The sequence below is a fragment of the Halanaerobium sp. genome (assembly GCF_003070835.1).
Window position 1 is genome coordinate 1 of the sequence record NZ_QBLR01000030.1, and the last position, 25,893, is coordinate 25,893.

The following is a 25,893-nucleotide window of genomic DNA, read 5'->3' on the forward strand; positions in this document are numbered from 1 at the left end:
GAAAACATAACTTAGGATCCCTTCCTTTCTGGGTGTAGTAAGTTGTGGTTCTCTTAATTACTATTTACGAGCTCAGGGGGAGGGATTCCTGCATTTTATACAGATTCCTAACCTGACAATTATGATAACTATTAATATTTTTAAAAAAACTATTAGATTTGACGTAACGGCCGATTGTGATTGAGGAAATTGGAGGAAGAGAATTAAAAAAAGCAGAAAAAACAGTTCAGGGTTTTAAAAAGACAGCTGCAGAAATTGCTGAATTTAAAGATGAACTTGATTTAATAGTTTTTATTACTCCCCATGGTCCTGTATTTCGTTCTACAGCCTCTTTAATTATTAAGGATCAGCTGCAGGGTAATTTTGGAGATTTTGGTTTTTCAAAGCTAGAATTTAAAGAAAAATCTGACATCAATTTTGCTGAAAAATTACTTCAAAATACCAGTGAGAAAAATCTGGCCTTACAGCCTCTAAGAAAAAAAGACTTGATTAATTATGGTATTGATCAGGAATTAGATCATGGAATTATGGTTCCCTTAAATTATCTTGAAGAAGCCGGACTTAAATTACCAATAGTTCCGATATCTATTGGCTTCATCTCCTACCAGGAGCTTTTTAAAATTGGTAAGGAGATTGCGAGAACTGCAGCTGAGCTTGACTATAAGATAGCAGTTATTGCCAGTGGTGACCTTTCTCACCGCTTAAAAAAGGGAGCACCGGCAGGTTATAATTCTGAGGCACATCTTTTTGATGAAAAATTGATTGAGTATTTTAAAGAAAAAGATTTTGATTCTATATTAAATTTCGATCAGGAACTGGTCGAGAAAGCTGGAGAATGCGGTTTAAGGCCGATTGTGACTATGCTGGGGGCAGTTGATGGCCTGGAGCTAGAACTTGAGGTTAACTCTTATGAAGGCCCCTTTGGAGTCGGTTATGGCACAGTTTTTATTAAGACTAAATCAATTTAGGAGTTTATATAATTAGTAGTGAGGAGTGATTATGATGAAAGAAGAAAAATTTATAACAGATTTAGCCAGAAGAGCAGTTGAAGAATACATTATTTCTGGGAAAGAAGCTGAATTTGAGGAAGCTGAACTGCCAGATATTTTAAAAAAGGAAGCAGGAGTATTTGTAACTATAAAGAAAAATGGTAAGTTAAGAGGCTGTATGGGCACTTTTAGACCGGTACAGAAAAATGCAGCTTATGAAATTGTCAGCAATGCAATGACAGCTGCTGAGAATGATCCCCGCTTTCCTGAAGTTGAAAAAGAGGAATTAAATGAGATTTCAATTTCGGTAGATATATTATCCAAACCTGAAAGAATTAGAGACAAATCGGAACTTGATCCTAAAAAATACGGAATTCTTGTTAAAGGAGGACATCAGACAGGACTACTGCTGCCTGATTTAGAAGGTATTGAAACAGTTGAAAAGCAGCTTAGTGTAGCCAAGAGAAAGGCTGGTTTGCGAGAAGATGCCGCAGTAGAAATTTATCGTTTTACTGTAAGCAGGTTTGATGAAAATGACTGATCTATATCCAGCTCAATATTATCAAATCAAAGATAACGGTATTGTTGAGTGTGAACTCTGTCCCCATAACTGTAAAATTTCAAACAATAAAGTTGGAATTTGTCAGGTTAGAAAAAATATTGATGGTAAATTGTATTCATTAAATTACGGACAGATATCTTCACTGGGGGTTGATCCGGTCGAGAAAAAACCTCTTTACCATTTTTACCCACAGAAAAAAGTTCTTTCTGTGGGCAGCTGGGGCTGTAATATGAGCTGTGTATTCTGTCAAAACTGGCAGATTAGTCAGCAGAAGCCTGAATTGAGGGAGTTTAAACCTGAAGAAATTGTTGAAACTGCTCTCAAAAAAGGGATCGACTTAATTGCCTATACTTATTCAGAACCAGTAGTCTTTTATGAATACATGCTTGAAACAGCTGAAATAGCTGCTGAAAAGGGATTGAAAAACATTCTAGTAAGTAATGGGTTTATTAATCAAAAGCCTTTAAAAAAGCTTCTTCCCTTTTTAGATGCGGCAAATATTGATCTAAAAGCATTTAATAATAACTTTTATCAAGATAATTGTGGGGGAGGATTTGAGCCTGTAAAAAGGACAATTGAAACTCTTGCCCGGGAAATTCATTTAGAAGTAACAACACTGGTCGTTACTGATTTGAATGATGACCTGAATGAATTAGAAGAGCTCTTTAAATGGCTGGCTCAGATTAACAGTCAGATTCCTCTTCATCTGAGCAGATATCATCCAGCCTATAAATTGAATAATCCACCAACAGATTTGGAAAAGATGAAAAAAGCCTATCAAAAAGCAAAAAAACATCTGGACCATGTTTATTTAGGTAATGCAATTATTGAAAATACTGCTGATACTTACTGCAGCAGCTGTGGTAGAAAGTTAATTAAAAGAAAAGCTTACCAGGTAGAGAATATGCTTGATCAGAATCGATGTCCTGACTGTGGTACAGAATTATACGGTGAATTCTAGCTGACCTGCTTTAATATAGGATTGTTTTAATAAGACTCTTTTGTCATTCCAGGCAGGAAAGATATAGTGAAGAAACGAACAATTATCAAATAATTTCAAATTTTATTTTTTTATAAATTAACTTGACAGTAATTATTAGTACTGCTATACTCTAATTAAGCTCATATAATACTATAAGACTAATAAGGAGGGCTTAATAATGAGAAACAAAAATGTAAAATGTAATGTATGTGGAAGTCAGAACTGGTCTGGTGCACTCTATTGTGAGAAGTGTAGTGGTGACTTATATCATAATCATAATGATGAAAAAATTGCAGCCAAGATTGATCAGGTAAATAAAATCTTTAAGCTGTGGGAGTAAGTCTAATTTGAATAAGAATTTAAAAGGTCGGCCTCTGGCCGGCCTTTTGTTTTTCTAGAAGTTAATTTAGATAATAACAAAATCAAAACCATAAATAAAAACTATGTAAAGAGTTAAAAAATAGCTGTAAAAAATAATTGGAGTAAATAAGTTATGATCACTGCAGATATAAAGATAGTTACTGATAACTACTGAAATAAAAATAATTAAGATAAAAGCAGGGTTGAACTCCAAAAAAAGAACCGCAGCAAATAAGCCGCTGAAAATCACCGCTAAAAAAGTAGGTAGATAAAGATTAAAAAGTGAGAAAATAATCTTGTTAAATAAAAATTGTTCTACACTGGCTGTAAATAAAAGAATTAAGAAAACCATAATTAATAGGGGTAAATCACTGTAAATGATTTTAAAAATATTTTCTCCTAACTGCAGGGGAAAAAAGCTGCTTTTAACTTCGGGCCTATAATTAAGATTGATTAAAATTACTCCAGCTGTTAAAAGAAGAAAAATTATAAAAAGTGCCTTTAAGTTGATTTTATCTTTTTTAAATTTAAATCCAAGGTCTGCAAAACTAAAGTCATAGAGCAGATTAAAATAGCTGTAGATTATAAATAAAAATATAATATGAGAGAGAACATTTATAGAAAAAGCAAGAATTTCATTGATATAGATTAAGGCTGTAAAATCTTTTTCAATTATAAAATAACTGCTCAGTGTGATAAAATACCAGGCAGCAATAACTATTAAAAAATCTTTATAATTGAGACGCTGGTCAGAAAAAATATTATTTTTCAAGATATCACCTCCTCTCTATTATTTTCTATTAAAATTTGAGGAATCCTTTAAAATTTTAATTTTTTGTGATGTTTTGAAAAATAAGCAGGGTTTAGAGTCTCTTTTGACGAATATTTAATTAAGAGGTGATAAAATTGTCCTGGAAAGTTATAACAAGTTTATTAGATATCTTTATTATTGCTTTTATTATTTACTATTTACTCAACATTATCTCAGGAACAAGGGCTGTTCAGCTGATTAAAGGTCTGGGGCTGATTTTTTTGGTTGCCTTATTTGCTCAACTTTTAGAGCTGAACACAGTTAACTGGTTTTTAGATAGTTTTCTGACCATTATTATGGTAGCGCTGCCAATTGTTTTTCAACCAGAATTGAGGAGAGCGCTCGAACAAATTGGGCGGGGTGGATTTCTCAAAGAACAGTTCTGGCAGAACTGGGGGCCAAAAGAAATAAATGAAATTGTTATGGCAACAGCAGAAATGTCTGAGAAAAAAACTGGCGCTTTAATTGTTATTGCTCGTCGAGTTGGTTTAAAAAATTATATCGAGACAGGAATTGAGCTTGATTCCAAAATCAGCAAACAGTTACTGCTCAGCATTTTTCAACATCAGTCACCTCTACACGATGGAGCTTTGATTATCGAAAACGGTACGGTTCAGGCAGCCAGCTGTTTTTTAAATCTTTCTACTCGTTCTGATATCAATCCAAGGCTGGGTACCCGACACCGGGCAGCTATTGGTATTACAGAAGAGTCTGATTCTCTGGCAATAGTGGTTTCTGAAGAGACAGGTGTCATTTCAGTTGCCGAAAATGGACAACTGAGCCGTCATCTTGATACAGCTGAACTGCGGGAAACTCTTGCCCACAGTTTTGAAAAATCTAAAGAAAAATCTTTTATGAGGAGGCATCTCTAAATGTTTTCTCTAACTGAAAACCAAAAAAAATTAATACTTGCCTTTTTTATAGCTGTTCTGCTCTGGGGTTATGCCAGTAATCAAACAGCAAATGTTTTAAATTATGGAGAAGAACAGGCAGCTTCATTTTTACTGGATATTGAAGTTAGAAATTTACCAGAGGAATATCAGCTGGAATCAATGTCTGTAGAAAGAGCGGTAGTCAGAATTGATTATATTTCCTATTTTTCTAAAATTAATAGATCAGATCTTAATGCTTATGTTGATTTGCGTAATGTTGATCCAGGTGATAATATGAAAATAATTGAGGTTGAATTACCGAGTTCAGCCAGGCTGCTGGGAGTAGATCCGGGTTATATACTGGTTAAAGTAACTGCAGAAGAAAATTAAATTATGATTATATATTATATTAATCTATTAGATTGGAATAGTTTATTCGAGAATTTTAAAATTGAGGTGGATATTTTGGAAAAGAAGTTATTTGGAACTGATGGTGTACGTGGAGTTGCCAATCATGAATTAAAAGGAGAGCTTGCCTTTAAGCTGGGAAGAATTGGTGGTTATTATTTGAGTAAGAATTCAGATCAAAAGCGGCCTGTAGTCATTATTGGTAAGGATACAAGGCTTTCTGGAGATATGCTGGAGGCAGCTCTGATGGCCGGTTTAACTTCAGTTGGTATTGATGTTTATAGATTGGGAATTATTCCAACCCCGGGAGTCTGTTATTTAAGCAGAACTAAAGAGGTAGTTGGGGGGATAATGATTTCTGCTTCTCATAATCCAACTGCTGATAATGGAATTAAGTTTTTTGATCAGAATGGGATTAAACTAAGTGATCAGGCTGAACTGGAGATTGAAGAGTTAATTTTTAATGATCATTCAGAAGAGCTCCCCTATCCAATTGATAAAGAGATTGGTCTAGTTGAAGAAAAGTACAGCTGGATTGATGAATATATTGATTTTGTAATTGCAAGTGCAGATAAAAAATTAAATGATTTAAAAGTTGTAATTGACTGTGCCAACGGAGCGGCTTATCAGGCTTCACCTGCTGTTTTTGAAGCACTTGGAGCCGAAGTAGTGGTAATCAATAATCATCCTAATGGTGAAGAAATTAATGTTAACTGTGGTTCAACAGCTCCTGAACTGGCAGCCGAAAAAGTAGTAGAAACCGGCGCTGATTTAGGAATTGCCCATGATGGTGATGCAGATCGGGTAATCTTAATTGATGAAAAAGGTGAAGTTGTTGAAGGTGACAACATTATGGCTGTTGCGGCAAGAGATCTGCTTAAAGAGGATAAATTGAACAAGAAAACTGTGGTAACAACTAAATACAGCAATCTGGGCTTAAAAGAAAGTCTGGCTGAAGTTGGAGCTGAACTGGTAATAACTAAAAATGGAGACCGCTATGTGCTGGCAGAAATGCTGAAAAATGGTTATAAACTTGGGGGAGAAAAATCAGGACACATTATTTTTAGTGAATATAATACAACCGGTGATGGAATTTTGACTGCGGTTAAAATTGCTTCTATCATCAAAAAAGAAGAGCAGTCACTTTCAGAGCTAAAAGAAGTTATGAGCTACTGGCCCCAGCTTCTGGCAAATGTAAAGGTCAGCCAGAAAGAAGACTGGGAGCAGAATTCTAAAATTGCTGCTGAAATTAAAGCTGCGGAAGAGGAAATAGGTAGTTCAGGTCGGGTTTTTGTTCGTGCATCTGGAACTGAACCACTGATTAGAGTAATGCTTGAGGGTAAGGAAGAAGAACTTCTAAACAAATGGGAAAATAAGCTGAAAGAATTAATTAGTGAAGAATTGAACTAAAAATTTGCTATTTACAGTAATTTATAATAAAATTAAATCTGTTCTGACTGATATTTAGTTAAAAATGTCAAAACAGAGAGTTAAAGCAAAAAAAGGAGGTGATTAAAAAAATTGAAGAGAAAAAGCGCCAGAACCTGATTGGGACGGGATTTTAATCAGGTGGACGAGGAAGAAGGTTATCGAATATTCGGCGGATGCCTTCAGGTAGTGGCTGTTCTGCCTCAATTTTATTTCTCAAAATCAGCGGGCAATTGCTGAGACAAAGGAAATAAATAACAGTTGACAGTTGAATATTAATAATAAAAACGGAGGTAAAGATAATATATGTGCGGAATTGTTGGTTACATTGGTGAGAAAAAGGCAGCCCCAATACTGCTTTCAGGTCTGAAAAAGCTGGAATACAGAGGCTATGATTCAGCTGGAATTGCAGTTCAGGAAGAAGAGGCTGTTAAAATTGTAAAAAAAGAAGGTAAATTAGATAAATTGAAGTCCAGTGCAGAAAAAGAAATCTTTAATGGGGAGACCGGAATCGGACATACCAGGTGGGCTACTCATGGTAAACCCTCTGATATAAATTCACATCCTCACACTGATTCTTTTGCTAAGATTGTTATTGTGCATAATGGAATTATTGAGAACTTTAGAGAGTTAAAAGAAGAACTGCTCGAAAAAGGCCATCAATTTGAATCAGAAACTGATACAGAAGTTGCAGCGCATTTAATTGCAAGTTATTATCAGCAGAACAACTTAAAAGAAGCAGTAATTAAGGCAGTAAAAAGACTGGAAGGTTCTTTCGCTCTGGCTGTGATGTCTTATACAGAAAAAGATAGAATTATTGCTGTTCGTAAGGACAGTCCTCTAATTGTCGGCCTGGGTGAAAATGAAAACTTTTTGGCTTCCGATATCCCAGCTTATCTCGAACATACAGATGATTTCTATATTTTAGAAGATGGAGAAATCGCTGATATCAGAAAAGACGAGGTTAAAATCTATTCTTTTGCTGATGAGTTAATTGCTGATAAGCAAAAGACAAAGATCGACTGGGATGCAGAGATGGCTGAGAAGCAGGGTTATCAGCATTTTATGCTCAAAGAGATTCATGAACAGCCAGAATCATTAAAGAGACTGCTGGAGGATAATTTAAAAGATGGCAAAATTGATTTAAGTGAAAGTGGTCTTGATAAAAACTGGCTTGCTAATTATGATAAAATTCATGTTGTAGCCTGTGGAACTGCCTATCATTCTGGAGCTCTGGCTAAGTATCTGCTGGAAGATAAACTTAGAATACCGGTAGAGGTAGAGGTTGCCAGTGAGTACCGCTACCGTAACCCGATTATTGATGAGCGGACTTTAATGATTGTAGTCAGCCAGTCAGGTGAGACTGCAGATACACTGGCTGCACTGAGACTGGCCAAAAATAAAGGAGCAAGTGTACTTGCCCTTACAAATTCTCGTGACAGCAGTATTGCCAGAGAATCTGATATGGTTATTTATTTAAAAGCTGGCCCGGAAATTGCAGTTGCTTCCACTAAGGCTTATACTAATATGGTTGCTGCTTTTTATATTTTGCTGATCGATGGCATGAGGCAGCGTCAGGAAATAAGTGAAGAAGTTGAAGCTAAATATACTTCTGATTTAATAAAATTACCTGAGATGATCAGACAGCTGAGTGAGCAGTCAAAAGATCAAATTAAATTGATTGCTGATAAATATGCAAAAAAAGAGAACATCTTTTTTATTGGACGCAATACAGATTATACTCTTGCGCTTGAGGGAGCACTAAAATTAAAGGAGATATCCTATATCCATGCTGAGGCCTACCCGGCCGGTGAACTGAAACATGGAACACTGGCACTGATAGAAGAAGATGTGCCGGTCGTTGCTCTGGGCAGTAGGGCGGATGTATTTCCAAAACTATTCAGTAATCTAAAAGAGGTTAAGGCCAGAGGAGCTGAAACTCTCTTAATTACTGAGGAAGATCAAAAGTTCGAAAAAGACAGTGTTGATCATCTAATCGAACTGCCGCTTTTAAATCAGGACTTTGCAGGACTGCTGGCAATTATACCTCTGCAGTTACTTGCCTATTATACTGCTTTAAATTGTGGAGAAGATATTGACCAGCCCAGAAATCTGGCAAAAAGTGTAACAGTAGAATAAAAGACTAAATTCAACAATTAACGATAAAATATGACAAAAACAGACATTAAACCGGGCCTGTAACAGGGTCCGGTTTTTTGCATTTAGCGCATAATTTTAATATAATTATAAAGTAGAATGATTGAGTATAACTTTGATTTGAGAAAGGAAATATATGATTTTAGGAACCGGGATTGATTTAGTTAAAAACAGTCGAATTAAGGACTTAATAGAAAAATATGAAGATCGCTTTTTAAAAAAAATTTACACTGAAGCTGAAATAAGATACTGTCAGCAGAAAATAAATTCAGCGCCCTCCTTTGCAGCGCGTTTTGCCGCTAAGGAAGCCGTTTTAAAAGCTCTGGGCACAGGAATGAGAAATAACAGCTGGCAGGACATTGAGGTTTTAAATGACAAACTAGGTAAACCAGAAGTTAAATTATCTGGCAGCACTGCAGTTAGAGCGCAAGAACTTGGAGTAAGCTCAATTTTTATTTCTATTTCTCACGAAAAAGACTTCAGTATTGCTCAGGTTGTTATGGAAGGAGCAGAATAAATGGAAGTTTTAACTCCGACAATGATGGCAAAATGTGATCAGGAAACTATTGAGGCTGGCTGTCCGGAAATTTTACTGATGGAAGCAGCAGCTTATGGTACAGCCAGGCTGGCAGTAGAAATTATAGAAAAAGAATTTGAATCAAAAGCTGAGGCTGAGCTTAAGCTAAGCATTTTAGTTGGTAAGGGAAACAATGGTGGTGATGGCCTGGCTGCAGCTCGAATACTAAAAAATTGGGGTTATCAGCCAGAAATAATTTTAAGTACAGCTGCTAAAGACTTAAAAGGAGTTAACAGTAAAAATTATGAGCTGGCTCTTTTAAACGGGGTTAAAGATTATCAATTTAATGATTTAAAAGAAAATGAATTTTTGAATTTAATAAAAAATAGTGATTTGATTATTGATGCACTGCTGGGAACTGGAATTAAGGGTGAGCTGAGAGGTAGTGTAAAAAAAATTATTACTCAGATCAACCAGAAACTGAAAAAGAAGCCTTTAACACTTGCTGTTGATATACCTTCCGGTATTATCGGAGAAAACGGCAGGATAGCTGGTGAAACCCTAAAGGCAGATTATACAGCCACAATGGCGGCTTATAAGCGAGGTCTGCTTTTATATCCAGGTAGAGACTACAGCGGTCAGATTAGAATAATTAATATTGGAATTCAGCCGGAGACAATTACTCAAAATGGTGATCGACTTAAGGCTTTTGGAGAGCAGGCTGCAGCCAATTTAATACCAAAACGAAAAAATAATGGGCATAAGGGCAGTTTTGGCAAAGTTGCTGTAATTGCAGGTTCTAAAGGAATGACCGGTGCACCTCTTTTGAGTACCAAGGCAGCTTTGCGAAGTGGTGCTGGTCTGGTTTATCTTTTAACTGCAGCAGAGATTGAAGCCCGGACTTCAGTTCAGCTGGAAGAGGTAGTGGGAGTTCCACTGTCTTCAAAAGAGGGAATAATTAGTGCTGATTCCTTTGCTGAGATCAGGCAATTTTCGGAAAAAGTGGACCTCATTGCTGCTGGCCCGGGATTGGGTAAAAGTTCTGAAATAACTGATTTGATGGAGAAGATCTTAAAGAATCTGGAACTGCCGCTGATTCTGGATGCAGATGCAGTAAATTCAATTACGAATCTCAAATTATTAAAAAATTATAAAGGCGAACTTATTTTAACACCTCACCCCGGCGAAATGGCAAATCTGACAGGGATGAGTATTCAGGAAATTAACAATAATCGAATTGAAGTGGCCAGAGATTTTGCCGCTGAATACAGAGTCAATTTAATATTAAAAGGAGCTGCAACTATAACTGCTGCTTCTGATGGTAGAGCTTATATCAACACCAGCGGCTGTAATGGAATGGCTACAGCAGGTAGTGGAGATGTTTTAACAGGCATAGTAGCTGCTCTTCTGGCACAGGGGATGAGCAGTTTTGAGGCTGCAGCACTGGCTGTTTATCTGCACGGTAAAGCGGGAGAATTTGCAGCAGCTGAAAAGAGTAATTATGCTCTTATTGCATCAGATATAATTGATAATCTGTCGAAGGTCTGGCAGAAATTCGAATAAATTTGTCACCAAAGATTTTCAGAACTATTTACGAGCTGATTTATAAAATAAAATAATTTTGAGGAGTTAAAAATGATATTATCAGATAAAACAATTAAAAAAATGCTAGCAAATCAGGAATTGATTATAGATCCGATTGATGAAATGCAGATTCAACCAGCTTCGGTTGATATGAGGCTGGGAGATGATTTTTTAAAAGTAGATGAAAACTCTCTGCCTTTAATGACTTTAAATGATGAGGTTAATTATGAAGAAGTGAGGGGTTCAGAAATTATTATTCCTCCTCATTCATTTTTACTGGCAACAACAAAAGAATATATAAAATTACCCGATAATTTAACTGCTTTTGTGGAAGGAAGAAGTTCAATTGGTAGAATGGGTCTTTTTATTCAAAATGCGGGCTGGGTTGATCCCGGTTTTGAAGGTCAGATTACTCTGGAACTTTATAATGCAAATCGTCTGCCAATTAAATTAGAATCAGACCGCAGAATCTGTCAGCTGGTATTTGCTTCAATGGATAATGAAGCTGACAATCCTTATCGCGGCAAATATCAGGGACAAAAAAATACAGTAGGTACCAGAGTCTTTAAAGATCCAGAAAACAAAAAAAGATAAACCTGGAGGTGTAGTTATGGTAACTTTGGTAATTTCGGAAATAGATAAAAGAATTGGTCCTGGGGATATTGTAGGAGCTTTTATCAATGAAGCCGGGACTGCAAGTGATGATATTGGTAAAATTAATATAGATAAGAGTAAAAATAAGGCAGAAGTAGAAGTGAACTGGGAATCAGCTCCTCAGATTATTAGAGCTATGGATAATAATCAGATCGGAGGAGTTAAAGTTCAGGTAAGTGCTAAGAATCCAGATGACTTAATTGATAAGGAAATTATAAATTACTATAATAAATTTCATGACTTAGTTGATTTGGAGAGACAGGAAGAGATAGACAGACATAAATTAGAAATTAAATATTTATCAGCCAGAGAGAGGCAGGCTAAAGGACGTGCTTTATTAGATCTGCACGGAAAAGATAATGGCAATACCTTTGGGCATCGGCCTTTAGTCAAATTCACTTCAAAATATAAGGGAGAAAAGCTGGCAGAGACTCAAATTACACCGGGAGATCTGGTGATGATCAGTTTAGATAAACCATTACATCCAGATAATCCTACTGGAACTGTAGTAGAAAAAACTTCTTATTCAATTACTGTTGCTTTTGAGAGTCATCCACCTGAATTCATCTATAATAAAGGTGTCAGACTGGATCTCTTTGTTAACGATACTACTTTTCAGAGAATGTTTACTGCTCTTGAAAAAATTAAACATCCTAAAAATGAACTGCAGGAGCACAAAAGAGATATACTGCTGGAAAGAAAAGAGGCTGGAGCTGCAGTTAAAACGGATTTAGAACTCGGTGGTCTCAATCAATCACAAAAAGAGGCTGTAGAAAAAGCGATGGCTGCCGAAGATATCTATTTAATTCAGGGGCCTCCTGGAACTGGAAAAACTGTAACTGCAGTCGAGCTGATTGCAGAGGCAGTTGAACAGGGTGATAAAGTTCTGGCAGCTGCAGATTCTAACACAGCAGTTGATAATCTGCTGGAACTGCTGGCCGAAAAAGAATTAAATGTAATTAGAATTGGACATCCAATTAGAGTCAATAAAAAACTAAGGCAGCATACTCTTGATGAGGTAGTTATGGAGCATCCGGATTATCTGGAGGCTGAAAAATTAAGAGATGAAGTTTCCGATTTAATAAATAAACAGGAATCATATATCTATCCAGGTGGTAAATACCGCAGAGGTTTATCTGACCAGGAGATTAAAAATTACGCTGAAAAAGATTTAGAACATCATGTAAGAGGAATAAGTCCTGAAGTAATAGATGAGATGGCCAGCTGGCTGGAACTGCAGGAGAAAATAGATAATTATTTTAAGAAAATAGAGAGGCTTGAAAATAAAGCTGTAGATGAACTTTTGGATCAGGCTGATGTAATCTGTACAACCAATATCACTGCCGGATCAGAATTACTTGAAAATAGAAAGTTTGATTTAAGTGTAATTGATGAAGCCACTCAGGCAACACAGCCTGCGGCTTTAATTCCTTACCTGAAAGCTGAAAAGACAATTTTAATTGGTGACCACAAGCAGCTGCCGCCAACAGTAGTTAATCAAGAAGCAGCCAAAAACGGATTAAGAGTATCTCTCTTTGAAAAATTGATGGAAATTTATCAGGGGGAGCTTAGTTCACTGCTCAAAACTCAGTACAGAATGAACAGAGAAATTATGGGCTTTTCCAGCATTTACTTTTATAACAATAGTTTAAAAGCTGCTGAATCGGCAGCAGCCCAGAAGTTGAGTGATCTGGGAGTGAAAATAAATGATGAGCACTGTTTTACAGAAAAATCACTTAACTCAGATTATCCTCTGGTATTTCTAGATACAAAAGAGATGAAGGCAAAGGAGAGGTCATTTGAAGGTTCAAATTCTTACGACAATCCGGTTGAATCAGAAATAGTTCTTGATATCCTGGATCGTGCTCTTAAATCATCTCTCTCAGAATCAGATATTGCAGTAATTGCTGCCTATAAGGATCAGGTTGACTTGATTAATCAGCATAATAGTTACGAAAATGTAGAAATAGATACAGTAGATGCTTTTCAGGGAAGAGAAAAAGAAATGATTGTTTTTACTGCTGTCCGCAGCAATTCTGAAAATAATATTGGATTTTTAAGAGATCTGCGCCGACTCAATGTTGCTTTAACCAGAGCCAAAAGGAAAATGATTTTCATTGGAGACAGCAGCACAATTTGTGAGCATGATGCCTATGCAAAACTGCTTAAATATATAAAAAAAAGCGGACTCTATTATAAACTTTAGAACTGTTAATTTAAGAGAAGAAAAGTCATATCCATAATTTATAATTATTTGGATAGCTTTACAGAGCTATAAATATTAAACTCATTCCAGTCATATCAGTAATTAAGCTGGATATTTTGATTGACAGCATTTAATATTTGAGATATAATTACATTATCTAAAAGAGTTCTAAAATCATTTTATAATGAGGTGGTTAATCAGTGGAGAGGCTGCGCCGCAAAAAGAATTTTAGTAAGACTGAAAAAGAAGAAATCGCTAGAGAGATGGTAAAAGGCTATGAAAAAATGGCTGCAGTAAATGAAGATCTTGTTCGAAATGTTTCTCTACTTAAGGATGGGGCTAATTAGTCTCATCTTTTTTCTTAATTATTTTTAAAAATCAAGCTGTAAAATTGATAATTATTCCCTGCATGATATAATAGAAACAGCTTAAAAACAGTGGAGGTGGGTCAGTTGTCCGAAAGCAGAAAACTTAATGTAGAACTGCCAGTCTATCTGGTGGAAGAAATTGAGCGTTATTGTAAAAATAATAATCAGCAGCGAAATAACTTTTTAAATCAGGCAGTTAAATTTTATCTAAAAGAATTGAAAAAAGAAGAAGTTCGTAATCATCTCAGAGATGGATATAAAAAAATGGCCGGTCTTAATCAGCAGTTAGCTGATGAAGGATTATCAAGTGAGTGTTACTCATATTTATGTTATGAACAGAGACTGGTGGAGTGTGAAAAAATTGAAAGTAAAAAGGGGTGATGTTTTTTACGCGAATTTAAATCCAGTCGTTGGCTCTGAACAGGGAGGAGTTAGACCTGTATTAGTTATTCAAAATGATATTGGTAATAAATACAGTCCCACTGTTATTGTTGCTGCTATTACTTCTCGGATTAATAAAGCTAAACTACCGACTCATGTTGAAATACCAGCTGATTATACTAATTTGGATAAAGATTCTGTTATTTTACTGGAGCAGATTAGAACCTTAGACAAAAAAAGACTGCAGCGCCACATTGCACATTTAGGTGAAGATGTGATAGAAGATGTTAATCAATCTATAGAAATAAGTCTGGGCTTAATTGAATTATAATTTTTTCTTAATTGAGCTAAATTTTTCTTCTTGACAGTGTGAAAAAAATATCATATACTTTTGATAGTAATTTTTTATTAACTAAAGTGAAAATTATCACTACAATCTATTTGTGGGAATATTTTACAAATTGCAAAAATGGCAAAAATAAGATATTATTTAACTATGGAGGTTAAAAATGAAACTAAAAACTGTCAAGTCTCTTCTTAATACAGACACTATTTTTGAAGCTTCTGCTGAAAAGGATGATCTGGAAGTGAAAAATGCCTGTGGTGCAGATTTGATGAGTGATGTACTTGCTTTTTCAAATGAAAAAACACTTCTGCTTACAGGTTTAACAAATCCCCAGGTTGTTCGAACCGCTGAGATGGTTGGGATTCAGGTTATTATTTTTGTCAGGGGAAAGGAACCACAGATAGAAACAATTTCTCTGGCCAATCAGTTAAATATCTTTTTATATTCCACAGATAAGCCTTTATTTGAAGCCTGTGGTCTTTTGTATAAAAATGGGATTGGTCCGGAAGAGATGAACTTTATAGAAACCTCCAAATAATTGTCGGGAGTTGATTTTGTCTTTGCAAAAACAACAGATATTAAATAAAGAAATTGAAAGCTTTGATTTTCAAAGTGGGGGAGAGGCTTCAAGTGATTTAAAGAATATTCTGCGTAAACTGGGTGTTCCTTCAGCAATAGTTCGTAAGACAGCTATTATTACCTATGAACTTGAGATGAATGTTGTAATTCATTCTCTGGGGGGAGAAATTACAGCTTTGATTTCAGAAGATGAACTTGAAATAAGGGTTGATGACAGTGGCCCGGGAATAGAAGATCTTGATAAGGCTTTTACCGCAGGTTTTTCAACTGCCAGTGATGAAATTAGAGAAATGGGTTTTGGAGCTGGAATGGGCCTTGTTAATGTTAAGCGCTATGCAGATCAAATTGATGTAAAATCATCAAAAGATGATGGAACTCATGTGAAAGTAATAATTAATCTAGCAAATTAACTTTAATTAATCGCAGCAGGAGGTTAATAATGACCAAAAAGCATTCTGTGCTCTTAAAAGAAGAAAAATGTGAGGGATGCACCAATTGTGTAAAGGGATGTCCCACTAAAGCAATTCGAGTTCATCAGGGTAAAGCCTGGATTAAAGAGGATTTATGTATTGATTGTGCAGAGTGTATCAGAGCCTGTGAATATCACGCTAAATACACTAAAACAGATCAACTTGATCAAATCATGGAGTCCTCAGAATATCCTGTTTTATTGATTCCACCCAGTTTTTACAGTCAATTTTCAGCGGGAATTCCTGCACAGAAGATCAAAAAATCAATTATTAATTTAGGTTTTGAGGCAGTTTTTGATGTAGCAGATGCAGCTGCTGCATTATCTCGTAAAACACTTGATTTTTTAAATAATAATTCCGGTAATTATATATCAACATCCTGTCCGGTAATAGTTAGATTAATTAAACTTCAGTATCCTGATTTAATCGAGATGTTAATCCCTCTAAAATCTCCAGTCGAATTGATTGCCGAAAGAGTTGAAAGAAAACTTAAAGAAGAAAAAAATATCAATCCAGATATTTTCTTTTTAACTCCCTGTCCGGCAAAATTAACTACAGTTAAGAGAGCAATTGGTCAGAATAAAAGTTTTTTAACCGGGGCAATTGGGGTAGAAAATATTTATCAAAAGATTTATGAATCACTTGCTGATATTGAGCTGGAAGAAAAAGCGGATCAGCTGATTAGTCTGGCTACAATCTGGGGTAGTGAGGGTGGAGAAGAAGGTATTTTACGTTCCTGGCAGGAGCTAAACACTTTAAGTGTATCCGGGATTAAGAAAGCAAAAAAATTATTAAATGAAATCGAAAGAAACAATATTCCGGAAGCAATCAGGTATTTTGAAATCACTTCCTGTGTGGATGGATGTATTGGGGGAGTGCTGAATGTTATTAATCCATTTCAGGCTCAATTTAACTTAGAAGAAAGAATCAAAAAAATTAGACAGATGACTCAAGAACATAATTTGGTATTAAAAAAAGAAGATGATGAATTTTATAATTTTGCTCTTTCCCAAAAGATTACTGCAGATAATATTTCTAAACTGGATAGTAATTTTAAAAAAGCAATGCAGAAACTTGAACAGCTGCAGAAAGAAATAGATATTTTGCCAGGTTTAGACTGTGCAGCCTGTGGAGCACCGGACTGCAAAACTTTTGCGGAAGATGTGATCAATGAACGAGCCAGCAGAACTGACTGTATATTTATGCTGAGGAAACAGCTCAGTAGACTGGCAGATGATCTTTCAATTCTGGCAAATGAACTTCCGCCGGTTATGGCATCTAAAAAGGAGGAAGCAGATGACAGTTAAAGAACTTGTCGATCAGTTTGATTTAGAAGTAGTAGCTGGTCCAGATTTAAAAAAAGAAATTGACGGAGCCTATATTGGTGATCTTTTGAGCAATGTAATGGCACGAGCAGAAAAAGATAATCTCTGGCTGACTGTTCAGGGGCATCAGAATGTTGTAGCGGTGGCTCTCTTAGTCGAGCTTTCTGCTGTTATTCTGGTAGAAAACTTTGATTATGAAGAAAATGCTGTTCAGAGAGCCTGTCAAAAAGGAGTCAATCTTCTAAAAACTAAGAAAAAAAGTTATGACTTAGCCTGCAGCTTTTGTGAAAGTAATATTTAAATGCAGAAGCTAAGAGCTGACCTGCATCTCCATTCTGTTTTATCTCCCTGTGGTGATTTATTAATGACCCCACTGGAGATAGTAAAAAAAGCAGAAATGCAGGGGATTGAAGTTGTAGCTTTAACAGATCACAATAGTGCAGAAAATGTGGAAGTTTTTAAATACCATTGTGAAAAGCATAATTTGATATGCATTCCGGCAATGGAGGCTGAAACAAAAGAGGAGATACACATCCTCTGCTATTTCCCAGATTTGAAGGCCCTGCTGAAATGGCAGCAGCATATTTATAAAAAGCTGCCGGATCAGGAAAATGATGAAGACTTTTTTGGACCACAGATAAAATGTGACTATAATGATCAATTTCAGAGTAAGGTTAAAAGACTGCTTGCTGCAGCAGCTGACTTAAGTTTAGAAGAATGTCTTGACAGGGTTCAAGAACTGGGAGGTATAGCAGTTCCCTCTCATCTGGACCGAAAACACAGTATTATTTCTCAGCTTGGTTTTATCCCTACCGGGCTTGATATTAAAACAGCTGAGATTTCAAAAAACACTGATCAAGAAAGTGTATTAAAAAAGTTTCCTTTTTTAAAGGAGTTGCAGTTTATGCAGAATTCTGACAGTCATTATCTCAGGGAAATTAAGGCCTATCAGCAGTTGATAGTAAAAGAATTTTCCTTTGCAGAATTTAAAAAGGCTCTGCAGAAAAAAGATGGAAGAAAAATCGAATTAATTTAATTTATCAAGGAGGTAATTATTGATGGCAGAGATGACAGAAGAAAAATTAGCTGAGTACTTAGAACCAGTACAAGAAATTCTATCCCGTTATGAAAAAAAAGAAAGATATTTGATTCCGGTTTTACAGGAAGCTCAGGATGAATATGGGTATTTACCGGAAGAGGTAATGAAAGAAATAGCTTTGGGCTTAAATTTATCTTTAAGTCAGGTATATGGAGTTGTGACATTTTACAGTCAGTTCCACCAGCAGCCGCGTGGCAATAATATTATTAGGGTCTGTATGGGGACAGCCTGTCATGTTCGAGGTGGAGAAGGTATCCTAAATGCAATTAAAGATGAACTGGGGATTGATGCAGGAGAGACAACTGATGATTTAGAATTTACTCTTGAATCTGTAGCCTGTATTGGTGCCTGTGGTCTGGCTCCAGTTATTATGATTAATGATGATACTCACGGCCGCTTAACTCCGGAAAAAATTCCTGGTATTATAGCAAAGTATCAGTAAAATGAGAGAATTATCTCTTCACATTTTAGATATTATAGAAAATTCTCGGAGAGCAGAAGCAGATTTAATAAAAATAAAGATCGAAGAAAATCTAACTGACAATCTATTGAAGATTGTTATTGAAGACAATGGTAGTGGAATTGATCAGAAGAAATTAGAAGAAATTACTGATCCTTTTATTACTTCAAGAATAACAAGAGAAGTTGGACTTGGTCTTTCTTTATTTAAATCGGCTGCAGAAAGCTGTGAAGGAGATTTTGAAATTGATTCTGAAATTAATCAGGGAACCAGAGTAACTGCTGATTTTAAGTATGATCATATTGACCGAGCTCCCCTGGGGGATATAACTACAACCATTAGTAACTTTGTTGCTTCAAGTGGTGATCAGGTAGATCTTGTTTATCAGCATTATTATCAAGAAAAATGTTTTAAATTTGACACTAGAGAAATTAAATCTGAATTGGAAGACCTTTCAATTCAATCCCGGCAGGTCACTGCCTGGATTAGAGAATATATTGAAGAAAATTTAGCAGAAATTCGCGGAGGTGAAGCTTTTTAATGAAATCTTTAGCTGAGTTAAAAGAATTAAGAAATAAAGTGCAGAAAGAAATGAAAAAGCGTGATCAGGGAACAAGAGCTGAAATTATTGTTGGAATGGGAACCTGTGGTATTGCAGCAGGCGCCAGAGATATTTTAAAGGCTGTACTGGCTGAGGTTGAAAAACGTGATCTGGATGTTCGAGTAACCCAGACTGGCTGTATAGGTATGTGTGAAAAAGAGCCGCTGATCGATGTTAAGCTGCCAGGCAAAGAAAAAATTACTTACGGAAATTTAAGTGAAGCTGACGTACAAAAAATTATTACAGAGCATGTAGTTAACGGCAATATAGTTAGTGATTTAGTAATCGCCAGACACAAATAAGAATAATAAGGAGGCACTTGTAAATGAAGGATTCTATTTATCGTTCCCATGTATTAATCTGTACAGGAACAGGATGTGTATCATCTGGAGCTAATACTTTAAAAGAATCTCTGGAAGAAGAGTTAGCTGCAAATGATTTAAGTGGAGAAATAAAAATTGTAGAAACTGGCTGCCATGGATTTTGTGAAAAAGGACCAATAATGATCGTTTATCCAGAAGGTGTATTTTACTGTGAGGTGCAGTCAGATGATGTAGCAGAAATTGTAGAAGAACATCTTTTAAAAGGTAGAACAGTAGAAAGACTGCTCTTTAAAGAACCAATGACTGATGAGCAGATTCCATCCTATCAGGATATCGATTTTTATAAAAAACAGCAGCGGATTGCGCTGGCTAACTGTGGCCAAATAGATCCAGAAGATATTGATGAATATATTGCCCTGGGTGGATATGAAGCAGCAGGAAAAGTTTTAACTGAAATGGACCCCCAGGAAGTAGTTGATATTATAAAAGACGCTGGTCTTCGCGGTCGTGGTGGTGGAGGATTTCCAACCGGTTTAAAATGGCAGTTTGCCAAAAATTCTGAGGGAGATAAAAAGTACGTTATCTGTAATGCAGATGAGGGAGATCCGGGTGCTTTTATGGACCGCAGTATTTTGGAAGGAGACCCCCACAGAATTATCGAAGGAATGTTAGTTGCAGCTTATGCTATTGGAGCAGATGAGGGCTATGTTTATGTTAGAGCAGAATATCCACTGGCAATTAAACGCCTGGAAAAAGCAATAGAGGATGCTGAAGAATATGGTCTTTTAGGTGAAAATATTTTCAGCAGTGGCTTTAATTTTAAACTTCATATCAAAAAAGGTGCGGGAGCCTTTGTTTGTGGTGAGGAAACAGCTTTAATGAACTCAATTGAAGGCAAAAGAGGTATGCCCACACCAAGGCCTCCATATCCAGCTGTAAGAGGACTCTGGGGTAAACCTACTAACATCAATAATGTAGAAACCTATGCAAATATTCCATATATAATAAATGAAGGTGCAGATAGCTTCTCTGCTATTGGTACTGAAGGTAGTTCAGGAACCAAGGTTTTTGCTTTAACCGGAAAAATTAATAACACTGGTTTAGTTGAAGTTCCAATGGGGACAACTCTAAAAGAAGTTATTTTCGAGATCGGTGGTGGCCTTGGTAAAGGTAAAAAATTCAAAGCCGTACAGACTGGTGGTCCATCAGGTGGTTGTTTACCTGAAGATTATTTAGACCTGCCGATTGATTATGATTCATTACTTGATGCTGGAACAATGATGGGTTCTGGTGGAATGGTTGTAATGGATGAAGATTCCTGTATGGTTGATGTGGCACGATTCTTCTTAAACTTTACTCAGAGTGAATCCTGTGGTAAATGTACTCCCTGTCGGGAAGGTACAAAGCGAATGCTGGAAATTTTAAATAGAATTACTGACGGTGAAGGTAAAGATGGAGATATTGAATTATTATTAGATTTAGGTGAACACATTAAGAGTACTTCACTCTGTGGTCTTGGCCAGTCTGCACCTAATCCTGTTTTAAGTACAATTAGATATTTCCGGGATGAGTATGAAGCTCATATTCATGATCACAACTGTCCAGCTGGTGTCTGTTCTGACTTAGTAAGTGCCTATGTTATTGATGAAGAAGCCTGTATAGGCTGTGGAAAATGTGCTAAGGTATGTCCAGTAGATGCAATTAGTGGAGAAATTAAGAGTCCATTTACAATAGATCCAGATGTTTGTATTGCCTGTGGGGCCTGTGAGCCAGAATGCCCTGTAGATGCAATTTCACAGGCATAAACTCTGATAATAGGAGGGAAATTAATGAGCAAAGTTAAACTAACTATAGATAAGCAAACTGTTGAAGTAGAAGAAGATAGTACAATTTTAGATGCGGCAAAAGAAATCGGAGTAGAGATTCCTGTACTCTGTTATCATCCTGATTTAAGTCTGCATGGTGCCTGCCGTGTCTGTGTGGTTGAAGATGAAGAAAGTGGAAGACTTCTTGCTTCCTGTGCAACACCTGTAACTGAAGGTATGCAGATTAATACCAGAAGTATGAAGGCCAGAAAAGCCAGAAGAAAAAATGTTGAATTATTACTGGCCAATCATCCTAATGACTGTCTTGGCTGTGATCGCAATGGGCACTGTGAACTGCAGGATATTACTTATGAATTAGGTATTCAAAGAGAAGATGTTGAAAAATATGCTGGAGAAAAAAGTGAATATGATTTAGATACAGTTGGACCTGCTCTAAAAAGAGATCCTAATAAATGTATTCTCTGTGGCCGTTGTGTCCGGATCTGTGAAGAAGTTCAAGGGGTTTCTGCTCTACAGTTTACTCAGCGGGGCTTTGATTCAATAGTAACTACAGCTTTTGATCTGCCTCAGGCGGAAATTAATTGTGCTAACTGTGGTCAGTGTGCCACTGTTTGTCCGGTAGGTGCAATTACTGAGATGAGTGAAATTGATAAGGTCTGGAAAGCTTTAGAAGATGAAGATAAACATGTAATTGTCCAAACTGCACCCTCTGTTCAGGCGACTCTTGGTGAAGAATTTGGAATGGAAACTGGAACAGTAGTGACCGGTAAAATGGTTGCGGCCTTAAGAAGACTTGGTTTTGACCAGGTATTCTCAACTGATTTTGCTGCTGATCTAACTATCTTAGAAGAGGGAAGTGAATTTTTAAAGAAGTTAAATGGTGAGGGTGAGCTCCCTCATATTACTTCCTGCTGTCCTGGCTGGGTTAAATATGCAGAGCATAATTATTCAGATCTATTACCACATTTATCTTCAGCTAAGTCACCAATGCAGATGTTTTCTGCTTTAGGTAAAACATATTACCCAGAGCAGACAGGTATTGATCCCGAAAAAATTTATACAGTTGCAGTAATGCCCTGTACAGCCAAGAAATTTGAAAAAGATAGAGAAGAGATGCAGTCCAGTGGTTATAAAGATACCGATGCAGTATTAACAACCAGGGAATTTGCTCGGATGATCAAAGAAATGGGAATTAATTTCAATGTGCTTCCAGAAGAAGATTTTGATGAGCTGATGGGTAAGTCAACTGGTGCTGGGACTATTTTTGGTACGACTGGTGGAGTTACAGAAGCAGCGGTAAGAACCGTTAAAGAAAAATTAACTGGGGAGCCTCTGGAAAGATTAAATTTAGGCTTTAGAGGTATCAACCAGGCTGAGTTGAGAATCGGAGATCGGCTGGTTAAAGTTGGTATTGCTAATGGACTTGGTAATGCTGAAAAGCTATTAGATAGAGTTCGTGCAGGTGAATGTGATTTAGACTTCATTGAGATTATGGCCTGTCCTCACGGTTGTGTTGGCGGTGGTGGTCAGCCTCGTCCAGCAACAAATGAGAAGAAAGAGAAACGTGCTCAGGGACTGGCAAATATTGATGACAGCAGTAAGATCCGGAAATCACATGAGAATCCTCAGATTCTTAAACTCTACGAAGAGTTTTTAGGTGAACCTCTAGGTGGAGAATCACATCACTTACTGCATACAAAATATAAGGCAAGACCAAAAAATTAATAGCTGTTCTTAGATATTCTTAAGTTAAATAAGTTAGTATTAATTAAAGTCGTTCTGGTGAAATTTCATCAGAGCGGCTTTTTTGCTTATTGATAGAAATTACTGCATATTATTGATTATCTTGACAACAAAACTCCAGTTGAGTATAATTAAGAGTAGAGTTAATATTCACAAAATTTTACCCCGTTTACTATTATTTTTATTATTTATTAATTCGGGGAATATTTAGTGGGGGAGGGAAATTAACAGTAAATTGTTTTAATTTATCTGACTAAAATAACAGGGAGGTTGATTTAATTGAAAAAATTATTTTCTCAATTACAGCGTATTGGTAAATCTCTGATGCTTCCAATCGCGGTCTTACCTGCAGCAGCTTTATTACTCAGGCTGGGTGCTGGTGATGTTTTTGATATTCCATTTGTTATGGCTGCCGGTTCTGCAATCTTTGATAATCTGGCCTTATTATTTGGTATTGGTGTTGCAGTCGGTATTGCTCATGACAGTTCTGGTTCAGCCGGTCTGGCTGGTGCAGTTGGTTATCTTGTAATTACCAATGGTACTCAGGCAATTAATCCTGACATTAATATGGGAGTTTTAGCCGGTATTATAGGTGGTTTAACTGCTGGTGCACTTTATAACCGCTATCATGATATTCAATTACCTGACTTCTTAGGATTTTTTGGCGGCAGACGTTTTGTTCCAATTGTAACCGGGGCAGCAGCTGTTGTTCTGGCAGGAATATTTGGTTTTATCTGGCCTCCAATTCAGGATGCTATTCAGCTTGCAGGTCAGTGGATAATTGATGCTGGAGCAGTTGGAGTTTTTGTTTATGGATTTTTAAATCGACTATTAATTCCACTTGGGCTGCACCATGTTATCAACAGCTTTATCTGGTTTGTATTTGGAGAATTTACTACTGCAGCTGGAGAGGTAGTCACTGGAGATTTATCTAGATTTTTTGCTGGAGATCCCTCAGCAGGATTCTTTATGTCAGGATTTTATCCGGTGATGATGTTTGGTCTGCCTGCTGCAGCATTAGCAATGTATCATGCTGCTAAACCTGAAAATAAAGCAGCAGTATCAGGTATTTTTTTAAGTGTAGGTCTAACTTCATTTTTAACAGGAATTACTGAGCCTATTGAATTTTCCTTTATGTTTTTAGCGCCAGTATTATACTTAATTCATGCTATTTTAACTGGATTATCACTGGTTATTACCTATGTACTTGGTATTCAGCATGGTTTTGGATTTTCAGCGGGAGCAATTGATTATTTCTTGAACTATGGACTTGCCACAAAGCCAATATTGATAATTCCAATTGGTCTGGTGTTTTTTGCAGTTTACTATTTTTTATTCCGCTTTGCAATTCAGAAATTTAATATTCCAACCCCAGGCCGCCTGGATTCAGAAGCTGCCAGTACTGATATAAGTGTAATGCCCGAAACACAGCAGAAAAAGCAGCATTCATTCGAAACCAGGGGTAAAGGCGAAAATAAACCGAGAGCTTATATAAAAGCACTTGGTGGTAAAGATAATATTAAAACTATAGATGCCTGTATCACAAGGCTTCGTCTTGAACTTCGAGATACTTCTAAAATTGATGAGCAGACTCTGCAGAAGCTTGGTGCAACTGGGGTATTGAAAGCTAATAAAAATAATGCTCAGGTTGTAGTGGGTACAAAAGCAGAGATGATTGCTGATGATATCAAACAGGAACTAAAATTAATGCAGGAATAAATAGATAAATTAAGCAAAGCAGCCGGGGATTTATCTCCGGCTGTAATTTTCATAAAAACTAAAATATTAGAAAGGGAGAAAAAGATGGATAAAAGGCTTTTGAGTTCAAATAGTTCTGAACTATTAAGTTACAGCAAAGAAGAGCTGCTGCAGTCAATAAAACTATCAGAGGGAAGAACTATTATCTCCGAAGTAATTGGAGAAGAATCTTTATTTAGAGATGTTAGTAATGCAGAAGTAGCAGCAGCCTTTGGCGCAGATATTTTACTGTTAAATTTATTTGATTTAAATCAGCCGAAATTCAAAAATATTAAAGCCGGTAGTGCTGGTGAAATAGTAGAGTCAATAAAAAAATTAACCGGACGACCTCTGGGGATAAATCTGGAACCTGTCAGCAGAGATAATGCTCAGTCAGATAATTTTATAGAGTTAAGCTCTGGACGTAAAGCCACCTTAAATAACATTGAAAAGGCTGTTAAGGCAGGTTTTAATATGATTACTTTTACCGGCAACCCTTCGGTCGGAGTCAGCAATCAGGCAATAATTGAGGCTGTTAAAATGGCTGATCAGAATTTCGGAGATCAGATCATAATAACTGCAGGTAAGATGCATATGGCAGGTATAGATGAAGAATATCTGGCAGCTAAATATATTGATTCTTTAATTTCAGCCGGAACAGATATCATTCTGCTTCCTGCAGCCGGAACTGTGCCTGGAATCGATGTAAATTCCTTAAAGGAGATAATAAAGTTAATTCATAATCGGGGTAAACTTGCCCTAACAGCAATTGGAACTTCTCAGGAAAGCTCTGAGCCAGAAACAATTAGAGAAATCGCTCTGATGAGTAAGATGGCTGGTGCAGATATCCAGCATATTGGTGATGCAGCTTATGGTGGCATAGCAATACCGGAGAATATTTTGAGCTTATCGAAAACAATTAGAGGAAAGCGCCACAGCTACCGCAGAATGGCTCTTTCAATCAATCGTTAATAATTATTAAATTATTTTACTCAATAATTTTTAGCTTTAACCGATTTACTAAATCGATTTATTATTATTTTTAAAAAGACTTGAAAAAGTTCACAAATACTGTTATTATTAAAGAAATGAATAATTTATAGAG

At 36.4% G+C, this 25,893-nt stretch carries 28 protein-coding genes; 27 read left to right on the plus strand and 1 reads right to left on the minus strand.

Annotation, left to right across the window (positions count from 1 at the left end; genetic code table 11):
• Positions 1-176 precede the first annotated feature (176 nt).
• The 4 genes from amrB (at position 177) to CI949_RS05305 (ending at position 2,873) form a co-directional block, all read left to right on the plus strand.
• On the plus strand, positions 177-968 hold the full coding sequence (amrB, locus tag CI949_RS05290; protein WP_290763692.1) for an AmmeMemoRadiSam system protein B: 792 nt from the start codon (positions 177-179) through the stop codon (positions 966-968).
• Positions 969-1,002: 34 nt separating this feature from the next.
• The gene (amrA, locus tag CI949_RS05295; RefSeq protein ID WP_108139036.1) at positions 1,003-1,530 is read left to right on the plus strand and encodes an AmmeMemoRadiSam system protein A; all 528 of its coding nucleotides are present in this window, start codon (positions 1,003-1,005) and stop codon (positions 1,528-1,530) included.
• Positions 1,523-2,512, plus strand: a complete 990-nt coding sequence (gene amrS, locus CI949_RS05300; protein ID WP_108139127.1) for an AmmeMemoRadiSam system radical SAM enzyme — start codon at positions 1,523-1,525, stop codon at positions 2,510-2,512. The genes amrA and amrS overlap by 8 nt, the downstream gene beginning before the upstream one ends.
• A 199-nt stretch (positions 2,513-2,711) precedes the next feature.
• Positions 2,712-2,873, plus strand: coding sequence for a hypothetical protein (locus CI949_RS05305; protein ID WP_166637078.1), 162 nt, complete (start codon positions 2,712-2,714; stop codon positions 2,871-2,873).
• A 66-nt stretch (positions 2,874-2,939) separates the two neighbouring features.
• Here CI949_RS05305 and CI949_RS05310 read toward each other — a convergent pair whose 3' ends face one another.
• A complete protein-coding gene (locus CI949_RS05310; protein ID WP_290763701.1) occupies positions 2,940-3,665 on the minus strand; it encodes a type II CAAX prenyl endopeptidase Rce1 family protein in 726 nt (241 codons plus the stop codon).
• A 125-nt stretch (positions 3,666-3,790) separates the two neighbouring features.
• Here CI949_RS05310 and cdaA point away from each other — a divergent pair, with 125 nt between their 5' ends.
• From cdaA to CI949_RS05425, 23 genes are all read left to right on the plus strand, one after another.
• Positions 3,791-4,576, plus strand: a complete 786-nt coding sequence (cdaA, locus tag CI949_RS05315; protein WP_243733872.1) for a diadenylate cyclase CdaA — start codon at positions 3,791-3,793, stop codon at positions 4,574-4,576.
• Complete coding sequence (locus CI949_RS05320) at positions 4,577-4,966, plus strand: hypothetical protein (protein WP_133529436.1); 390 nt, start codon at positions 4,577-4,579, stop codon at positions 4,964-4,966. It begins immediately after the preceding gene.
• A gap of 75 nt (positions 4,967-5,041) precedes the next feature.
• The gene (gene glmM / locus CI949_RS05325) at positions 5,042-6,394 is read left to right on the plus strand and encodes a phosphoglucosamine mutase (protein WP_290763709.1); all 1,353 of its coding nucleotides are present in this window, start codon (positions 5,042-5,044) and stop codon (positions 6,392-6,394) included.
• 324 nt (positions 6,395-6,718) lie between these two features.
• The gene (gene glmS, locus CI949_RS05330; protein ID WP_290763711.1) at positions 6,719-8,551 is read left to right on the plus strand and encodes a glutamine--fructose-6-phosphate transaminase (isomerizing); all 1,833 of its coding nucleotides are present in this window, start codon (positions 6,719-6,721) and stop codon (positions 8,549-8,551) included.
• Positions 8,552-8,705: 154 nt separating this feature from the next.
• Positions 8,706-9,086, plus strand: coding sequence for a holo-ACP synthase (acpS, locus tag CI949_RS05335; RefSeq protein WP_133529439.1), 381 nt, complete (start codon positions 8,706-8,708; stop codon positions 9,084-9,086).
• On the plus strand, positions 9,087-10,649 hold the full coding sequence (locus CI949_RS05340; RefSeq protein WP_290763714.1) for an NAD(P)H-hydrate dehydratase: 1,563 nt from the start codon (positions 9,087-9,089) through the stop codon (positions 10,647-10,649). It abuts the gene before it with no gap.
• A 72-nt stretch (positions 10,650-10,721) separates the two neighbouring features.
• Entirely contained in the window at positions 10,722-11,264 is a 543-nt protein-coding gene (dcd, locus tag CI949_RS05345) for a dCTP deaminase (protein ID WP_108139052.1), read from the plus strand.
• Positions 11,265-11,280: 16 nt separating this feature from the next.
• Positions 11,281-13,530 (plus strand): IGHMBP2 family helicase, encoded by a 2,250-nt coding sequence (locus tag CI949_RS05350; RefSeq protein WP_290763718.1) that lies wholly within the window; start codon positions 11,281-11,283, stop codon positions 13,528-13,530.
• A 200-nt stretch (positions 13,531-13,730) separates the two neighbouring features.
• On the plus strand, positions 13,731-13,877 hold the full coding sequence (locus tag CI949_RS05355) for a hypothetical protein (protein WP_166637079.1): 147 nt from the start codon (positions 13,731-13,733) through the stop codon (positions 13,875-13,877).
• Positions 13,878-13,973: 96 nt separating this feature from the next.
• A complete protein-coding gene (locus CI949_RS05360; protein WP_243733887.1) occupies positions 13,974-14,279 on the plus strand; it encodes a CopG family transcriptional regulator in 306 nt (101 codons plus the stop codon).
• Entirely contained in the window at positions 14,260-14,610 is a 351-nt protein-coding gene (locus CI949_RS05365) for a type II toxin-antitoxin system PemK/MazF family toxin (protein ID WP_108139058.1), read from the plus strand. Before CI949_RS05360 ends, CI949_RS05365 begins: the two co-directional genes overlap by 20 nt.
• 178 nt (positions 14,611-14,788) lie before the next feature.
• A complete protein-coding gene (locus CI949_RS05370) occupies positions 14,789-15,163 on the plus strand; it encodes a hypothetical protein (protein ID WP_133529443.1) in 375 nt (124 codons plus the stop codon).
• Positions 15,164-15,179: 16 nt separating this feature from the next.
• On the plus strand, positions 15,180-15,614 hold the full coding sequence (locus CI949_RS05375) for an ATP-binding protein (RefSeq protein WP_108139062.1): 435 nt from the start codon (positions 15,180-15,182) through the stop codon (positions 15,612-15,614).
• Positions 15,615-15,643: 29 nt separating this feature from the next.
• A complete protein-coding gene (locus tag CI949_RS05380; RefSeq protein WP_290763726.1) occupies positions 15,644-16,981 on the plus strand; it encodes a [Fe-Fe] hydrogenase large subunit C-terminal domain-containing protein in 1,338 nt (445 codons plus the stop codon).
• The gene (locus tag CI949_RS05385) at positions 16,971-17,300 is read left to right on the plus strand and encodes a DRTGG domain-containing protein (protein WP_108139066.1); all 330 of its coding nucleotides are present in this window, start codon (positions 16,971-16,973) and stop codon (positions 17,298-17,300) included. The genes CI949_RS05380 and CI949_RS05385 overlap by 11 nt, the downstream gene beginning before the upstream one ends.
• A complete protein-coding gene (locus CI949_RS05390) occupies positions 17,301-18,035 on the plus strand; it encodes a PHP domain-containing protein (protein WP_290763732.1) in 735 nt (244 codons plus the stop codon).
• A gap of 22 nt (positions 18,036-18,057) precedes the next feature.
• Positions 18,058-18,540: an NADH-quinone oxidoreductase subunit NuoE gene (gene nuoE / locus CI949_RS05395; RefSeq protein WP_108139070.1), complete on the plus strand. Its 483-nt coding sequence runs from the start codon at positions 18,058-18,060 to the stop codon at positions 18,538-18,540.
• A gap of 1 nt (position 18,541) precedes the next feature.
• Positions 18,542-19,099: an ATP-binding protein gene (locus CI949_RS05400; protein WP_133529446.1), complete on the plus strand. Its 558-nt coding sequence runs from the start codon at positions 18,542-18,544 to the stop codon at positions 19,097-19,099.
• Complete coding sequence (locus tag CI949_RS05405; protein ID WP_133529447.1) at positions 19,099-19,461, plus strand: ferredoxin; 363 nt, start codon at positions 19,099-19,101, stop codon at positions 19,459-19,461. The genes CI949_RS05400 and CI949_RS05405 overlap by 1 nt, the downstream gene beginning before the upstream one ends.
• Positions 19,462-19,484: 23 nt before the next feature.
• Complete coding sequence (gene nuoF, locus CI949_RS05410; RefSeq protein WP_133529448.1) at positions 19,485-21,287, plus strand: NADH-quinone oxidoreductase subunit NuoF; 1,803 nt, start codon at positions 19,485-19,487, stop codon at positions 21,285-21,287.
• Between the two features lie 24 nt (positions 21,288-21,311).
• Entirely contained in the window at positions 21,312-23,033 is a 1,722-nt protein-coding gene (locus CI949_RS05415) for an NADH-dependent [FeFe] hydrogenase, group A6 (protein WP_133529449.1), read from the plus strand.
• 297 nt (positions 23,034-23,330) lie between these two features.
• On the plus strand, positions 23,331-24,770 hold the full coding sequence (nagE, locus tag CI949_RS05420) for an N-acetylglucosamine-specific PTS transporter subunit IIBC (RefSeq protein WP_133529450.1): 1,440 nt from the start codon (positions 23,331-23,333) through the stop codon (positions 24,768-24,770).
• An 84-nt stretch (positions 24,771-24,854) separates the two neighbouring features.
• Entirely contained in the window at positions 24,855-25,760 is a 906-nt protein-coding gene (locus CI949_RS05425) for a haloacid dehalogenase-like hydrolase (RefSeq protein WP_290763745.1), read from the plus strand.
• The last annotated feature ends 133 nt before the right edge of the window (positions 25,761-25,893 follow it).

Excerpts from the sequence above, each read along its gene's own strand:
- CI949_RS05305 (WP_166637078.1), top strand. The coding sequence starts at position 2,712 with ATGAGAAACAAAAATGTAAAATGTAATGTATGTGGAAGTCAGAACTGG.
- CI949_RS05350 (WP_290763718.1), top strand. The coding sequence starts at position 11,281 with ATGGTAACTTTGGTAATTTCGGAAATAGATAAAAGAATTGGTCCTGGG.
- dcd (WP_108139052.1), top strand. The coding sequence starts at position 10,722 with ATGATATTATCAGATAAAACAATTAAAAAAATGCTAGCAAATCAGGAA.
- acpS (WP_133529439.1), top strand. The coding sequence starts at position 8,706 with ATGATTTTAGGAACCGGGATTGATTTAGTTAAAAACAGTCGAATTAAG.
- amrA (WP_108139036.1), top strand. The coding sequence starts at position 1,003 with ATGAAAGAAGAAAAATTTATAACAGATTTAGCCAGAAGAGCAGTTGAA.
- CI949_RS05370 (WP_133529443.1), top strand. The coding sequence starts at position 14,789 with ATGAAACTAAAAACTGTCAAGTCTCTTCTTAATACAGACACTATTTTT.
- CI949_RS05415 (WP_133529449.1), top strand. The coding sequence starts at position 21,312 with ATGAGCAAAGTTAAACTAACTATAGATAAGCAAACTGTTGAAGTAGAA.
- CI949_RS05425 (WP_290763745.1), top strand. The coding sequence starts at position 24,855 with ATGGATAAAAGGCTTTTGAGTTCAAATAGTTCTGAACTATTAAGTTAC.
- nuoF (WP_133529448.1), top strand. The coding sequence starts at position 19,485 with ATGAAGGATTCTATTTATCGTTCCCATGTATTAATCTGTACAGGAACA.
- CI949_RS05340 (WP_290763714.1), top strand. The coding sequence starts at position 9,087 with ATGGAAGTTTTAACTCCGACAATGATGGCAAAATGTGATCAGGAAACT.
- CI949_RS05320 (WP_133529436.1), top strand. The coding sequence starts at position 4,577 with ATGTTTTCTCTAACTGAAAACCAAAAAAAATTAATACTTGCCTTTTTT.
- CI949_RS05385 (WP_108139066.1), top strand. The coding sequence starts at position 16,971 with ATGACAGTTAAAGAACTTGTCGATCAGTTTGATTTAGAAGTAGTAGCT.
- amrS (WP_108139127.1), top strand. The coding sequence starts at position 1,523 with ATGACTGATCTATATCCAGCTCAATATTATCAAATCAAAGATAACGGT.
- CI949_RS05390 (WP_290763732.1), top strand. The coding sequence starts at position 17,301 with ATGCAGAAGCTAAGAGCTGACCTGCATCTCCATTCTGTTTTATCTCCC.
- nuoE (WP_108139070.1), top strand. The coding sequence starts at position 18,058 with ATGGCAGAGATGACAGAAGAAAAATTAGCTGAGTACTTAGAACCAGTA.
- CI949_RS05400 (WP_133529446.1), top strand. The coding sequence starts at position 18,542 with ATGAGAGAATTATCTCTTCACATTTTAGATATTATAGAAAATTCTCGG.
- CI949_RS05380 (WP_290763726.1), top strand. The coding sequence starts at position 15,644 with ATGACCAAAAAGCATTCTGTGCTCTTAAAAGAAGAAAAATGTGAGGGA.
- CI949_RS05405 (WP_133529447.1), top strand. The coding sequence starts at position 19,099 with ATGAAATCTTTAGCTGAGTTAAAAGAATTAAGAAATAAAGTGCAGAAA.
- glmS (WP_290763711.1), top strand. The coding sequence starts at position 6,719 with ATGTGCGGAATTGTTGGTTACATTGGTGAGAAAAAGGCAGCCCCAATA.